This window comes from Bradyrhizobium sp. RDI18 (assembly GCF_043203335.1).
In the GTDB taxonomy this organism is placed as follows: domain Bacteria; phylum Pseudomonadota; class Alphaproteobacteria; order Rhizobiales; family Xanthobacteraceae; genus Bradyrhizobium; species Bradyrhizobium retamae.
Window position 1 is genome coordinate 6,864,966 of sequence record NZ_JBICRN010000008.1, and the last position, 14,209, is coordinate 6,879,174.

Consider the following 14,209-nt stretch of genomic DNA (forward strand, 5'->3'; position numbering starts at 1 on the left):
AGCTATCGAGGCGTAACCGCAATGCCACACCGATGCGGATTCCGTTCGGTTGTGATCAGTATCGTACAGACGCAACCGGAATGAAGGTTAGGCTTCGCGTGTGTAGGGCAATGCAGCGGCGGCGGTTGCGGACTCGTCGAGGAACCTCCAAGCCTCGAACGAGTCCGCTGGCGTCGGCGACCGATTGCATGTATCGACTGCGCCACCAAGCGTTCGGTCAAATCAAGCATGATGGGGCGCGCGCAGCCCTATTCGCGCAAAGCCGACATCGGAGCTGATGACGAGGTAACCAAAGGGCCCATCCGACTTCATCGAAGCAGGCGCTATTGGCGGCGCAAACCGTCAACCCAGCAACCCATCCAGCAGCTTGAGGATGAGAAGCTGGCGCATCGGCTGGCAAAGCCGAAACCAAGGTCCGGACAGCAGTAAGGTCAGCAAAGGTAATCGGGAACGACAGAGTGGCAATTGCGCGCTCCGTTGGTGGGCCCGGGCACTAGCAGTCAAGCAACATGCGCCGGCCGCTTGCAATACGAGTCTTTAGGATCAGCGTTTTCCGGCTGCTCCGCCTCTTTGGAGAGCCGGCCGCGCAGTAACGCGAGCACGGCGGCTTCCTCCGGCTTCAAATTTTCGACAGCGCTCCGAGGCTCGCTCTCGGCTTGTAACTTGATCTCGAGGACCAGGTTTCCGTCCAAGTAGGCGTTCAGCACTTCCGGATGGATGTAGCACTTCCTGCAGATCGTCGGCGTGTTGCCGAGCCGTGCGGAGACTTTTTCGATCGCGCTGCAAAGATTGCGCTTGGCCTGAGCAGCACTGTCTAAGCTCTCAAGTTCGCTCAAGGCCATGGCCGCCAGCACCGTCCCCGCCCAGGTTCGGAAATCCTTTGCCGTAATGTCTTTACCGGTAATTGCCTTGAGATACTCATTCACGTCAGTCGATGTGACATCCTGGCAATTGCCCTGTTCATCGATGTACTGAAGGAGCTCCTGCCCGGGGAGCTCCTGACAGGCCCTAATGATCTTGGCGAGCCGCCGGTCTCGTACGTGCAGCGACCACTGTTTGCCGCCTTTACCGGTAAATCGGAAACGGACCTCGTTTCCCTCGATGGCCACGTGCCGGCTCTTCAGCGTGGTCAGGCCATAGCTGTTGTTCTGTCTGGCGTAATCATCATTCCCTACACGTATCAACGTGGTCTCCAGGAGATGCACGACGGTTGCCGTAACTTTTTCCCGCGGCAGACCGCCCAATGCCATGTGCTCGCGTACTGTTTCCCGAATGGAAGGCAGCGCGTCTGCAAATGCGACCACATGCCCGTACTTCGTGCTTTCCCGCACCTCGCGGAAGCGCGCATGGTAGCGATATTGCTTGCGACCCTTTGCGTCACGGCCGATTGCTTGGATATGGCCATCCGGAAACGGACAGATCCACACGTCAGTCCAGGCGGGCGGGATCGCGAGTGCTCTGATCCGCTTCAGCGCGTCAGGTCCGATGGGCTTCGAGCCGTCGGGTCGTGTGTAACTGAATCCCGTCCCCGCCTTCTTGCGCCGAATACCGGGCCGTTCGTCGGAAACATAACTCAGGCCCGCAGATTCGGCGGCATCCCGCGGGTCGACGATCGCCTGTGCGCTATCCGGTGGCTCGACCAGCGACACACCGCCTCTTATCTTGCCCCCAAATGAACCTTTCTGATCAAGGGGTTCCTTGAGGTTTTGTAGTGGCAGAAGGGGCATGAGCTGTCAGACAACGCCACTGTCTAGCGGTGGGCCCGAAGAGCGGGCGCCGCTGAAGCTATGGCCTCGTTGGGTCGCCGGCTCTGCCGTGGCGCCCGCCGCGCCTTCCCGTTGCCGGTTTCGCAGTGCCGTGCCAGCAGGCAGGCTTTGGCGGGACGCTGACTATCTCGATGCTGTGAGAGAACTAGCAACCCTGCGTATCTGCGATCTATCTATTTGAATGGTCGACAGGTTGAGCGCCGCAACCGGCGCACTACCCGTGACACACAATCTCATGAAATAAACTGCCTTCTTGTTTGAATAAATGGAATGACGGTTTCAGCAAAGCTCGAGGGCAGCAACCGTTTCGACATCTCGATACTGGCATTCGGAACGCGCTCGAGAAACTCCTCGGATTCGGAAAACTTCCTCATCGCACCTGCCAGCGCATCAACATTGCCGGTCGGCACGATAAATCCGTTGACGTCTTGCTGCACGAACACGTCTCCGGCTCCGCATTCATCGGTACAGATTACTCCGAGTCCCGCCGAAACGGCCTCCTGGATCACGACACCCCACGGTTCCAGAATGCTGGGCAGGATGAGGCATGCCGCTTCCGCCAGCACCTCGGGCAACTGTTTCGTCTGGACGAAACCGATATCTTGGATTCCAGGCACTCCGGAAAAAAGATGCTTGAGGGGCCCGTCACCGGCAACAATCAAAGGCCAGGGTTCCGGGCTGTGGCGGCCGTACAACCGATACGCTTCCACCAGGATCGAAACGCCCTTCACAGGCGCAAAACGGCCCACAAATAGGAATCTCTTTCTTTCGCGAGCGTTGGCGGGATGCCGTCCGTGCGCCAGCATGTGCCAATCACAAACAGCAAAGCCCTCGCAAATGTCGTCTGGATGAAAGCCCATTTTGAGCGCGAACTTCATCTGTCTCGACTGCCGCACTGTAGGACATCCTTGGCCGTCGAGATACTTGGGACCGGAGAGGAGGGCGCCCTCAAACAACGTGTGGAAGAAGTATCGCCGCAGGGCCCGCCCTCCCCACTGTTTAAGGAGAAGCGGAAACTCGCTCCTGCTCCGCAGAGCTCCCAGATGCCCGCGCCATTGGCTGTCGAGACACACGATGCGCACGGCTCTTCCGGCCCACCGCTTCATCAACTGGCGATACGCGCGCCTGCGCCACGACAGAACGATGATTCCGTCCGGCCCGAACTCACGCAGCGCATGGTCAAGAGCGTCGACGTCGATTTCAGCGCCGTAGGTCAATTCAGCCTCGACAGGCCCGAAGCTCTCCTCGGCAAATCTGTATTGGCCATTCAGACTGCCGACTTGTCCCTGCTGACGAGCACGAAAGACCATCACTTGGTGCTCGGACCGAAGGTACTGCACTGTTGAGTCGATATAGCCGGTCCAGTATGCCCACAGAAATGCGAGTCGGAGGGGCCGATGAGAACCATCATGCGCAAATCGTCCGGCAATATCCTCAGCGGCATTTCTGAGGCGGAGAGGCGTTCTGCCGAGACGACGGCCGCTCATTGCGTTTGATTGCGCTGGAGCGTACATGTACGTTTCCGACATATACTGAGTGGCACGGGACAACTGGAGGCCGAAACTGGTCGCGCGCCGCCGAGGCACGGATCTCTGCCGGGAGTTGTCGCATACAACGGAGGCGACCGGGATCGGTTCCCTCTGACCGAGAACCTCCCCGCGGCGGCTTGCGCATGAATACAGGGATGGAAAACAGAGCGCCCGGCTTCCAAGGAAATACTGGCAAGGGAACTTCCCAGGGGTGGCCTCGTTGTAGCAGGCAGCATCCCCCTGGCCGCGTTGGAGGACAGGATGAAGGCAATGAGCTTGCTCAAGCTCCTGTTTGGGTCGGCTGCACAGCCTCAGCGAGTCCTGATGGTCATGCTGATGGTCACGGCGGTCCTGCTTGCCCCGGTAGCGGCGCGCGGCGAGTACCTGTTGTCACCTGGCGATGTGCTCGAGGTCCAAGCAGTCGGAATTCCGGATTTGCGGCATCGGGTCATGATCGATCTGAATGGCCATGCCTCATTTCCATTGATTGGAGATATCAAGGCCGCAGGCCTCACCGTGGCTGAATTGCGCAAACAAGTGAAGTCGATACTTTCAACCAAGGCTTTTCGCCCTCGGGTGCCAGAACAGCAGGGGCGCTTGACGTCACGCGACGATGTGATCACCGTGTCTCCCGATGAGGTTATTTTGACCGTGGCGGAATATCGGCCGATATACCTCAACGGCGACGTGGCCAACCCAGGGGCTCAGGCGTATCGGCCAGGAATGACCGTGCGCCAAGCCATCGCGCTTGCGGGGGGCTTTGACACAATGCGGTTCAGGGGACGAGACCCTTTTCTGGACTCATCGGATTTTCGCGGAGACTACTACGACCTATGGACGGAATTTGCTAAGGTGCGGGCCCAAGCTGAACGTTTCCAAACCGAACTCGACGGTAAGAGCGAGCTCGGACAGCCGAACCTGGACGATCTGCCGCTCCCTTCGGGGATGGTCTCGAAGATAGTGGACGTCGAGGCGCAACGGCTCAGTGTCGACAATTCCGATCATCAAAAGGAGAAACAATATCTCGAGAACGCTGTCCAGCAGGAGGATGGCCGGATCGTAACGCTTGAGCGTCAACGAGAGACGGAACAGAAGAACGCGGACACTGATGCTGCCGAGCTCAAGGAGCTCCAGACCAGTTTTAGCAAAGGGCTGGTGCCCATGACCCGGCTCTCGGACGTGCGCCGACTGACGCTGTTTTCAGCCACCCGGGTGCTTCAGACGACCGCGCTGATAGACCAGGTGCAGCGTGAGCGGAGCGAATTCGCCAGACGATTGGAACGCATGCAGGACCAGAGACAGGACAATCTGCTGGCAAAACTGCAGGACGCCAACGTTCGACTCGCCACGATTCGGGCTCGACTCCAGGCGGTCGGCGACAAATTGTTGTACGCGGGTGTGGTGCGATCTCAACTCGCCCGCGGAGCCGGTGGTGAGCCAGATATCAAAGTGTACAGAAACACCAACGACGCATCCGGCAACATGACTGCCAACGAAGAGACGAGGCTGATGCCCGGCGACGTTGTTGAGGTGCGACTGCGATTGGAAGGTCTCCCCAAATTCACCGATTCTGGATCACCCGCAGCGCGCGACGAAGGTCAAAAGGACGCCGTCGGTGTACAGAAATAGCACTTGAGCGAAGGTCGGTCTTGTTCAGGATCGCACCGAGTAGCTTGTGATGCACATGGGCTGACGCCAAAGCGCATTGCACAGTCTCGCTCGAGGTCTTGCCCCATTCCACTACAAGGACGTAGGCGTCGATCGTCATGGTTGAAGCCCGGACCTCTATAACTGGGGCAAGGGACGGCAAATCCACGACGATATAATCGTATTGCTGTCGTAACACGTCAAACATCGTGCGGACGCTGTCCAACGCCAGAAATTCCGTCGATTCGAATGGTTCGGGCATTTCCAGGAGAGGGAAGAAATGCATCTTACTCGTGCGACTGATCCGAAGGACTTCCTCGGCGCCGGCGTGCGCAAGGACCAAGTCACACCAGCCCTTCAACGCACGCGGAGCCAGGGAGCGGGACAGGGTCCTCTTGCGAAAGTCTGCATCAATGAGCAGTACTCTGCGTCCCGCACGCGAGACGAGCTGCGCAAAATTCGCGGCAACGGTCGACTTGCCTTCTCTGTCGAGCGCAGATGTGAAGCCGACAATCCTCGACGACTGTTGCGGCAGGAGAAGATCGCAGGAGAGCCTTGTCGAGCGGAGTGTTTCGGCGAAATGCGATGTCGGATTTGTCAGTACATACGAGAAGAGGTTGTCCGACTGTATGAGTTTGGGATCGGCAGATTTGTTCCGAAGCCGCGCGCGCAAGGTCAAACGCGGTTCTCGAATCCATTCGAGCGCGCCGAGACAGTCGATCTTTAGGCGTTCTGCAACGTCCTCGGGCGACCGGAACGTCCGATCCGACAGTTCCCGCCAGGCCGCAACCCCAAGACCCATGCAAAGTCCGCCGAATACGGCAATCGAAAGCACGAGAACAGCATTCGGCTTGCTCTTGAATGCTGGCGGCAGAGCTGGACTGACGACTTGACCCTCGGCGAACTGGAACGACTTTTGCTGACCCGCTTCAGCGTAGCGCTGGACAAAGCTGTCGTGGAGCTTTCGGTACGTCCTTGCGTTTGCCCGAAGCTCGCTCAGCTTTGCCTGCTCGTCGATTTCATTCTTTGCTTGAAATTCTTGGACTTGCTTCTCTGCATCGGCTGCCTTCTTCTCGAGGTCACGCAGCCGAGCTTCCAGCCAATTGGTGGCGGCATCTAGAGCCTGATTTGTGGCATTGATCCGATTTTCGATGTACGCGGCAGTAACGGCATTCGCAATTTGGGCAGCTTGCCGAGGATCAGTATCGGTAAAGTTGATCTTGATCACCGCAGAAAGGCCGACCCGCGACACGGATAGATTTCGTCGCAGGACGCGCATCGCGTCCTGTTCGGCAGTCAAACCTGCGGTCCTCGTACCTATGAAAGCCGCATTCTCCGCCAGTTGAAGCGTTTTGACAACTGACATCGCGATTGCATCTGATCTCAGAATCTCGACTTGGCTGTCGACCGTTTTAGAATCGACAGAATTGTCGCTGCTAGCGGACTCCAGTTGAACAGGGCGGATTTGCGGCTTCTCGATGTATAAAACGGCCTCCGCAGTAAAGCGGGGGGCAGCAAAGAGAAGATAACCTGCGGATGATGCGATGCTCAGGGCAAGAAATGTCAGGATCAGTCGCAGGTTGTGGCGGATGAATGCGACACCAGATGTGAGGCTCTCTGCTGGAACAGCGGGTACTTGTTCCACCTCCCCGAGCAGAGGTGTCGACTTGTCGGGTTGATACATTTGGAGCCAAAACGCCAAAGGACGCAGACTACAGTTTAACATTAACGCACTTCAAGCTCTAATGTTCCGCGTGATATAGTCCCAATGATGGGCGCGCGATCGTCCGATATTGCCGAAGGAAAAGGAGGCGCTGAAACGAAGACGTTGGGTGCATCTGGTGCTAAGTGTGTGGCGGCCCCAGGGGGGCAATCGGATGAGTATGACAGTGCAAGCTTCCTTTGCATTTCTCGTGCATGAGCTGGCGGAAAAGCTCCGCGAACACCCGTCGTGAACGGGTCCCAATTTTGAACGGCGAATGCGATTCAGCGCCCGAGCGCTTCGCGTCCTTTCGTAGGAAAGAGGAGCGTGCCGGGCCTTCGCTGCAGCAAAGTCGGATGGCAGACGATCCCTGCGTCAGTACTGTGCATCGGAAGCAGATGAAAAGCGGTGCAATACAGAGGCCGGTGAGTGGTGGCTGGCAGCCGATCCCTCACAAGGCTGCCGAGGCCGCAAGCGCTGTTTAGATGTTCGCAATCATGAGATTGAAAAGCGCGTTCGTCGGGCCAGCAAACGATTGGTCCGTCGAGATCTCGAAGTGGACGAGATCCCCAGGGACTACACGATAATCCGGATGGTTAGTGTTCTTAATGACGGTCGCAACCTTTACGCTTCTAGAACCGTTCCTGATGGCGAGCTTCATCGCTCCGGAATCGATTAGCAGTCTGTTCTTGAAGACCAACAGCTCGATCTTTCCGGCTGACACGTCCGCGTCCAAGCTGACCTCGATCGCCCATATCCAACCCGCAGCCCCCACGACTTGACCCTTGACGGCGCTCGGTGAGTCATTCGTTACGCGATCCATGCGCGACGTCAGGCCGTTTTTGTAAAAGCGCAGCACTTCCGTGGTCGCGAAGGTGATGTCCGCCGGTTGCTGGTTGTCCAATAGAAAGACATGGGGGGAAACGATGTCGGCAACACTGCGGAACTGGACCCGTGCGTCCTGTGTGGTGGCCACCGTCAGCTCACCTGACTTGCGTGTGGTCGCAACTTCTTGATAGCCGTCAATGATCACTTGCGCGCCGGCGCTGGCGTGAAACACGGAGTGGGGCCGCGTGCTGTCGATCGTCGTGAATCGCATCTCGACGCCTTGGAAACGGTAGGTGCCTTGTTGAGTCGGCCCGTTGCCGCTCAGGTCAAAAATGACGTTCCGCGGCGTGTCGGCTACTGTGCATTGCTCCATTCGCCATGCGCGCACATTGACCTCCGTCGTTCCGCCCCAGCAGACGAGCTGAGATCCGCGGCCGAAGTTGATCTCGACATTGTCGATGTTGACGCTTGAGCAACCCGCCAAATGAATGAGTTCCTCTTCTGCCATTTGCCGAAGCGCGTAGACATGCGAAATCAGGATGTTCGGCATCCCCTCGACCGGGTTGGTCCTCAGGCGAATGGCTGCGCCACTCGCCACGTAACCGCTGAAGAGATGCGACATAATACATCCCCACAGGTTCAGAGGGCGACCGGGTGCCTGCACCTCGCGAGTTGAAACAAGTCGACAGCCGTTGTGATTCTCGCAATTGTCGATCTGAAAATCCGCGTACCCGCCGTCGTCGAACAGGAACATGTTTGACTCTTTGTTCGCGATGGATTGGTTGCGCGTCCACGCCGCTCGCAGGTTTTTCAGACTGAAAGCACGGTTGGTCGTATCTCGATAGTCGTGACCGTGGCTGGAGAATAGGAAGATTGGCTTGTTGTTGGCGGCTTGTGTGATGGTGACTCGCCCAGCCTCTCCCGTGATCGCCCAACCGTGCTTGCCATGTGGAATTGGTAGAGAGTCGGAGATCAAGTATGAATGCGGCGTACCCGGGATCACCAGTTGCATTTTGTTGTTGCAGGCGTAATCGATGGCCTGCCGAAAGGCATTTGTATCGTCGTGCACACCATCGCCGACCGCACCAAACTTCCGAACGTCTAGTCGGGCTTCAATGCTTTTAGGTTTGTTTGACTGCGCACGAGCTGAACCCGAAAAGCCGCCCACAGCGCCCAGGAAGAGCAAGTCCCGGCGGTTCATGTCTCTCTCCCTCGCGTTCCATTCACTGGGCACTTCGGCACGCGCGCGAACCTTGAATTGAGGTCTTTCTTCCGAGTGTCCGAACCCATCCGTTCCCAGATGGCCCAAAGGCACGGCAACAGAACAGGTCTTACGTGCGCCGGCCGGGTTCGCTATCCCAACGAGGAGGGCCGACGTCGAGGCCCTGCGCGTCCCGCAAATGTTTGATGAATGAGTCCAGTCCCTCCGCTGCGATCATCCGACGGGCCTCATAGAGCTTGGCGTCCACGAGAAAGAGGTTCCACAAAGCCTGCAGGAAACAGAAAATGAGACCCTGCTGCCCGTCGAGAAACCCCAGTCGAAGCACGTACCGATACAGGTAGTACGCCAAAGCTCGAAAGTAGGGCGGGAGGGCGGGATATATATTGGCTTTGATCCTGTGGTAGACAACTTGTCGTCGGGAGACATTGCCGCTCAATGCATGCTGCGACAGTCCCAGCTGCAATTCATAGTCGAGCAGGTCAATCATCCTGCGGCTCGAATATTTGTTGTGTTTGTCCGTCCACCAAGTCAGGTCCCGTAAGTTCTCGTCGATCAAGTCGCCCGGGCAGTAGTCAACCAGTCCATGCTTGACGACGCAGTACTCGTCGATCCAACGCTGTTCTACTCTGCCCAATCCTGTCCGCCAGATTTTCAGGACTCTCATCGGGTAGAAGCCCCCGTGGCGAATTGGGCGCCCGAGAAATACGACAAGGCGGTCAACGTAAAAGCCGGAGACGGAGGCGGGTGCGCGCGGAATGAGTGTCGTCATCGATGTGGCGAGCTCTGTCGAAATGTACTCATCTGCATCAATACGCATGACCCAATCGGTATCGGTCGGCAGGTTGTCTAGCGCCCATTGAAATTGATCGGCTTGATTTTTGAAGTTTCGTTGCACCACCTCGGCGCCCTCGCGCCGGGCGATCTCGACTGTCGCATCCGTCGAAAAGGAATCGACGACATAGATGCGCGACGCGACTGATTTGATACTGCGAATACAGCGTTCTATGTGCAGTTCTTCATCGTAAGTCAGGATGATCGCCGTAAGCGACAAGCCGGAGGACCAACTCGCATTTTTTGTAGGCACCTTCGTACCTTCGCGAGCGCCAGTATCGGCCACGTGCTTCTCCTGGTTCGGAACAAGGCGCTTAACGCTGCTGACACCCGCAGGTTCCGCGGGCCTAGCACAATTTTCTCCGGACCTGATTTTAACCTATGTTTGTTCGAGCCAATGCGCCTCCACTCAAACGGGAACGTCAGTACGGATTGCGCGTTCAGCACGCCGGTGGGAGGATCCCCTCACATGTGCGGTATTGCAGGCTTCCGCGGTCCTTGGAGTGACCGGCTGCTCGATGCGATGCTCGATCGAATTAGTCATCGTGGTCCAGACGGTCGCGCCGCCTGGCGGGATTCGGAGTCGAATTTCGCGGTTGGCCACGCGCGCCTGTCAATAATCGATTTGAGTGCTGCCGCCAACCAGCCAATGCATACAGCGGATGGACGTTACGTCATCTCATTCAACGGCGAGATCTACAATTTCAAGGAATTGCGCCGTGAACTCGAAAGCGCCGGTGTCGTACTTCGCACCAAGAGCGATACGGAGGTGCTTCTTCGTCTATTTGAATGTGAGGGCCAATCCTGCCTCGGTCGCCTAAGCGGCATCTTCGCTTTTGCGATCTGGGATCGCGCGTCGCGGCACCTCTTCATTGCTCGTGACCATCTCGGCGTCAAACCCTTGTACTACGCCGCGCTACCTCACGGGTTTCTGTTTGCATCAGAACTGAAGGCGTTGACAGTGTGCCCGGATGTATCCCGCGATATCGACACGGGATGCGTGGCGAACCACCTCGCGTTCGTCTGGTCATCGTCTGCTTCCACCATGCTAAAGTCTGTTCGGAAGCTACGGCCCGGACATTGCGCCTGGGTCGACCCCAACGGCGGGCTGAGGATCGAGCGATACTACGAAATTCCTCAGCCGTCCCCCGTTGCGAGCGAGTTGAGCCAACGGCGTTTCTGAATTTGTTGGATCGGGTTGTCGCGGATCAAATGGTTGCCGACGTGCCGGTCGGCGCTTGCTTATCCGGAGGCGTTGATTCCAGCGCCGTTGTGGCGTCGATGTGCAGAGCGACTGATCCCGCTCGGATCGTCACATTCTGTGCAAGCGTGCCGAAGGACCGCACTCACGCCGATAATTTCGGGGACGATATTGTCCATGCACGCGAGATGGCAAGAAGGCTGGAGGTCCCGCTGGTCGAAGTGCCGACTACGGCGGAGCTTATCGATCAGCTTCCCCGAATGCTCTGGGAATTGGACGAGCCGACCGGCGATTTTGCCGCCCTGCAGACCCGGATGATCGCTGCAGAAGCAAAGCGACATGGCATCAAGGTGTTGCTGACGGGCACCGGAGGGGACGATCTGTTCACGGGGTACGGTAGGCACGTCGCGGCGTTCATTTGGGCGGCGCTGGATCAGATCCCTTACGCACGTGGATTGACCTCGCGCCTAATTAGGGGGTTCCCCAGCCGTTCCGTTCTTGGACGTCGGCTCGGCCGCCTTGGTCAGCTGTTGGCCTTGAGCGAGGACGAGATGCTGACGGAAGCCATGAGCTTCTCGAACTGGCCGGCGGGCGAGCGGACCTCGCTTGTGGCGATGGCCCCAGGCCAATCGCTCGAGAGTCATGGCGCCCCGTTTGGCCGGTTGCTGGGTGACACGCGCGAATTGCATCCAGTGGAACGACTGCTGCAACTAGACCTTCATGGGTTCGTGCCGGACCTCAATCTCAATTACACGGACAAGATGGGCATGCAGGAGGGGGTGGAACTCCGCGTGCCTCTCCTTGACTACCGGCTGGTAGCGTTTGCGATGCAGGTTCCGATCTCACAAAAGATCACATTCTGGCAAACGAAGCGGATTCTGCGGAAGGCTCTGGCGGGCCGATTGAATCGGGCTGTTCTGCACCGCGCGAAGCAAGGCTTTGGCGTCCCTCTCAGGGCCTGGATGGCCGGTCCTGCACGCGGCCTGATTGTGGAAATGACATCGCCGCGCGTCGTTACAGCGCGAGGCCTCTTTGATCCCGCAGCAGTCGCTCGGTTGCGCAATGCGTTCGACCAGAATCGGGGCGACGTGGCCTTCATCCTCTTCACGCTCGTGTGCATTGAGATTTGGTGCCGTCAGCTGAGCTGCCAACCGTCGCTCGCGAGCACAGATGCGAGAATTGCTGCTTAGTCACACGACTGGGCGCCCGGACGTCGGCGTAACGGCCCTTGCTGGAGAGCGCGAGGATGAAACAGATCGTCCAAAGTGCAAGCACTGGCGCCCTGTCGGTTCGGGACGTACCTGTACCGCGCGTCAAACCGGGGCATCTCTTGGTGCGCACTGCAGCCAGCCTGATTTCCGCTGGCACAGAGCGAATGGTCGTCGAATTTGCAAAAAAGAGCCTGATCGGGAAAGCGAAGAGTCGGCCTGATCTGGTCAAGCAAGTAATAGCCAAGATTCATCGCGATGGCCTCTTGGCCACTCTGGATGCTGTACGAGCGCGTCTCGACCAGCCATTGCCGCTCGGTTATTCCGCTTCGGGCGTTGTTCTGGAAGTGGGCCCTGGGCTCGAAGGCAGATTTCAGGTTGGCGATCGGGTCGCCATTGCGGGAGCGGGAGTCGCCAATCACGCTGAGTATAATGTTGCTCCAGGCAACCTGACAGCCTCTGTCCCGGGGGACGTATCCCACGTCGAGGCGTGCTTCGGTACCCTCGCATCCATAGCGCTCAACGGCATCCGCCTATTAGAACCGAAGCTGGGTGACGTGGTTGGGGTCATCGGTGTGGGTCTGGTCGGCCAATTGGCCACTCAGCTCCTTGCGATCCACGGGTGCCGCGTAGTCTGCCTGGATTACAGCACCCAAAGGCTTGCTCTGGCCCGGTCCATCGGTGCCGAATTCACCTGGAATCTTGCTGACGGTAGTCCCTCTGCGTTCATCGGATCTCAGACCAACGGCGTCGGTTGTGATGGCGTTGTGATCGCAGCTGCTACGGATTCAAGCGAGCCGTTTGACACGGCGGCGGACATTGCGCGCGACCGTGCGAAGATCAGCCTAGTCGGCATCACCGGGACGGCGTTTCCATATCGCGATTTTATGAAGAAAGAGCTTTCGGTCGTCGTCTCGCGTTCCTATGGGCCCGGAAGATACGACAACGACTTCGAAAAACGCAACGTTAAGTACCCTGTCGGCTGGATACGCTGGACCGAGGCAGACAATTTGGCTGAGTGTGTTCGTCTGATGAGTCCGAGCCGCACGCCCCGGCTCACTCCGACGGCGCTCACGACACATCGGTTCTCGATACAGGATGCAGAAAACGCCTATGAACTGGTTTCGGAAGGGACGGAACCACATCTGGGGGTCGTAATAGAATATCCGTGCGACGAGGGAGCAAAAGTCGAGCCGATCTCGACTATCGAAATGCGGTCTGGTCCGAATCCGGATCCGGGCCGTGGGCGGTGCTCCTTGGGGGTGATTGGCGCGGGGTCTTTCGCACGATCAAAATTGCTGCCCACACTGGCCCGCCACCCCCAGGTGGTGTTGCAAACAGTCGTGACGCAGCGCGGCGTTTCGGCTGAAGACACCCAGCGCAAATTTGGTTTTCGCCATTGTGGGACAGACGAATCGGTAGTTTTCGACGATCCCGAGATCACTGCAGTTGTCATCACCACGCCGCACAGCACCCACGCGGCTCTCACCGCTCGTGCGCTGTCCGCGGGCAAAGCCGTCCTCGTCGAAAAGCCGTTGGCCCTGACGCGGGACGAAATGAATTCAGTCATACAAGCTCGCAATACGTCTTCCGCATTTTTTCAAGTCGGATTCAACAGACGATTCGCGCCGATGATCGCTTCCTTGCATCGGCACTTGGCGCCGTTGCCTGGGCCAAAAAACGTTCTCATGCGCATCAATGCGGGGCAACTCTCACCTGACAGCTGGCAGCGAGAACCTGACGAGGGAAGCGGTCGCATCCTCGGTGAGCTCTGTCATTTCGTCGATTTGGCCCGCTTCCTGATCGGGGCGCCGATTGTGGCGGTCCGAGCTGATGCGGCCCGCCTTGTTCGCGGGCCGTGCGAGGACGTCACCGTCGCCATTCGGTTCAGCGATGGCAGTCTTTGTACCCTTGTGTATACGGCACTCGGCGATCCAGCCTACAGCAAGGAAAGAATTGAATGCTACGCTGGCGGCACAGTGGCCAGCATCGACAATTTTCGGATGCTAGAGATCGTCGCCAACGGCAGCGTCCGACGCCAGTGGAGCAGATTGAAGCAGGACAAAGGTCATCAGGGTGAGCTCGACGCTTTCGTAGCGGCGGTCGTGGAAAACACCGGCCCGCCTGTTCCGGAACCAGAGATTGTGGAAACGAGCCTGGCAACGATTGCTGTTGTCGAATCGCTTCGAACCGGATCGGTCGTGTTCCTATGAAGCCCGGTCGCATCATCAGAACGGTGCGGCACCTAAGTGCAGAGCAATTGTATTATCGCGTA

Annotated in this window: 9 protein-coding genes; 4 read left to right on the forward strand and 5 right to left on the reverse strand. The window is 58.0% G+C overall.

Annotated elements, in window-relative coordinates:
• Positions 1-500: 500 nt before the first annotated feature.
• Both ACFXS9_RS42155 and ACFXS9_RS42160 read right to left on the reverse strand, forming a co-directional pair.
• On the reverse strand, positions 501-1,643 hold the full coding sequence (locus ACFXS9_RS42155; RefSeq protein ID WP_392700310.1) for a DNA topoisomerase IB: 1,143 nt from the start codon (positions 1,641-1,643) through the stop codon (positions 501-503).
• A gap of 356 nt (positions 1,644-1,999) precedes the next feature.
• On the reverse strand, positions 2,000-3,076 hold the full coding sequence (locus ACFXS9_RS42160; protein WP_392700311.1) for a glycosyltransferase: 1,077 nt from the start codon (positions 3,074-3,076) through the stop codon (positions 2,000-2,002).
• A gap of 480 nt (positions 3,077-3,556) precedes the next feature.
• Here ACFXS9_RS42160 and ACFXS9_RS42165 point away from each other — a divergent pair, with 480 nt between their 5' ends.
• The gene (locus ACFXS9_RS42165) at positions 3,557-4,924 is read left to right on the forward strand and encodes a polysaccharide biosynthesis/export family protein (RefSeq protein ID WP_392699439.1); all 1,368 of its coding nucleotides are present in this window, start codon (positions 3,557-3,559) and stop codon (positions 4,922-4,924) included.
• On the opposite strand, the gene ACFXS9_RS42170 is transcribed toward ACFXS9_RS42165, so the two are convergent.
• The 3 genes from ACFXS9_RS42170 to ACFXS9_RS42180 form a co-directional block, all read right to left on the reverse strand.
• Positions 4,857-6,626, reverse strand: a complete 1,770-nt coding sequence (locus tag ACFXS9_RS42170; RefSeq protein ID WP_392699441.1) for a Wzz/FepE/Etk N-terminal domain-containing protein — start codon at positions 6,624-6,626, stop codon at positions 4,857-4,859. The genes ACFXS9_RS42165 and ACFXS9_RS42170 overlap by 68 nt on opposite strands.
• A 499-nt stretch (positions 6,627-7,125) precedes the next feature.
• The gene (locus ACFXS9_RS42175; protein ID WP_392699443.1) at positions 7,126-8,673 is read right to left on the reverse strand and encodes a glycosyl hydrolase family 28-related protein; all 1,548 of its coding nucleotides are present in this window, start codon (positions 8,671-8,673) and stop codon (positions 7,126-7,128) included.
• A gap of 130 nt (positions 8,674-8,803) precedes the next feature.
• Positions 8,804-9,811, reverse strand: a complete 1,008-nt coding sequence (locus ACFXS9_RS42180) for a glycosyltransferase family 2 protein (protein ID WP_392699445.1) — start codon at positions 9,809-9,811, stop codon at positions 8,804-8,806.
• A gap of 183 nt (positions 9,812-9,994) precedes the next feature.
• Here ACFXS9_RS42180 and ACFXS9_RS42185 point away from each other — a divergent pair, with 183 nt between their 5' ends.
• Genes ACFXS9_RS42185 through ACFXS9_RS42195 form a run of 3 tightly spaced genes read left to right on the forward strand, consistent with a single transcriptional unit; the run spans position 9,995 to position 14,147 of the window.
• The gene (locus ACFXS9_RS42185) at positions 9,995-10,708 is read left to right on the forward strand and encodes an asparagine synthetase B family protein (RefSeq protein ID WP_392699447.1); all 714 of its coding nucleotides are present in this window, start codon (positions 9,995-9,997) and stop codon (positions 10,706-10,708) included.
• Between the two features lie 29 nt (positions 10,709-10,737).
• A complete protein-coding gene (locus ACFXS9_RS42190) occupies positions 10,738-11,916 on the forward strand; it encodes an asparagine synthetase B family protein (protein ID WP_392699449.1) in 1,179 nt (392 codons plus the stop codon).
• Between the two features lie 56 nt (positions 11,917-11,972).
• Positions 11,973-14,147 carry a Gfo/Idh/MocA family oxidoreductase gene (locus tag ACFXS9_RS42195; RefSeq protein ID WP_392699451.1) on the forward strand — a complete coding sequence of 725 codons (2,175 nt, stop codon included), beginning with the start codon at positions 11,973-11,975 and terminating at the stop codon, positions 14,145-14,147.
• Positions 14,148-14,209: the final 62 nt, after the last annotated feature.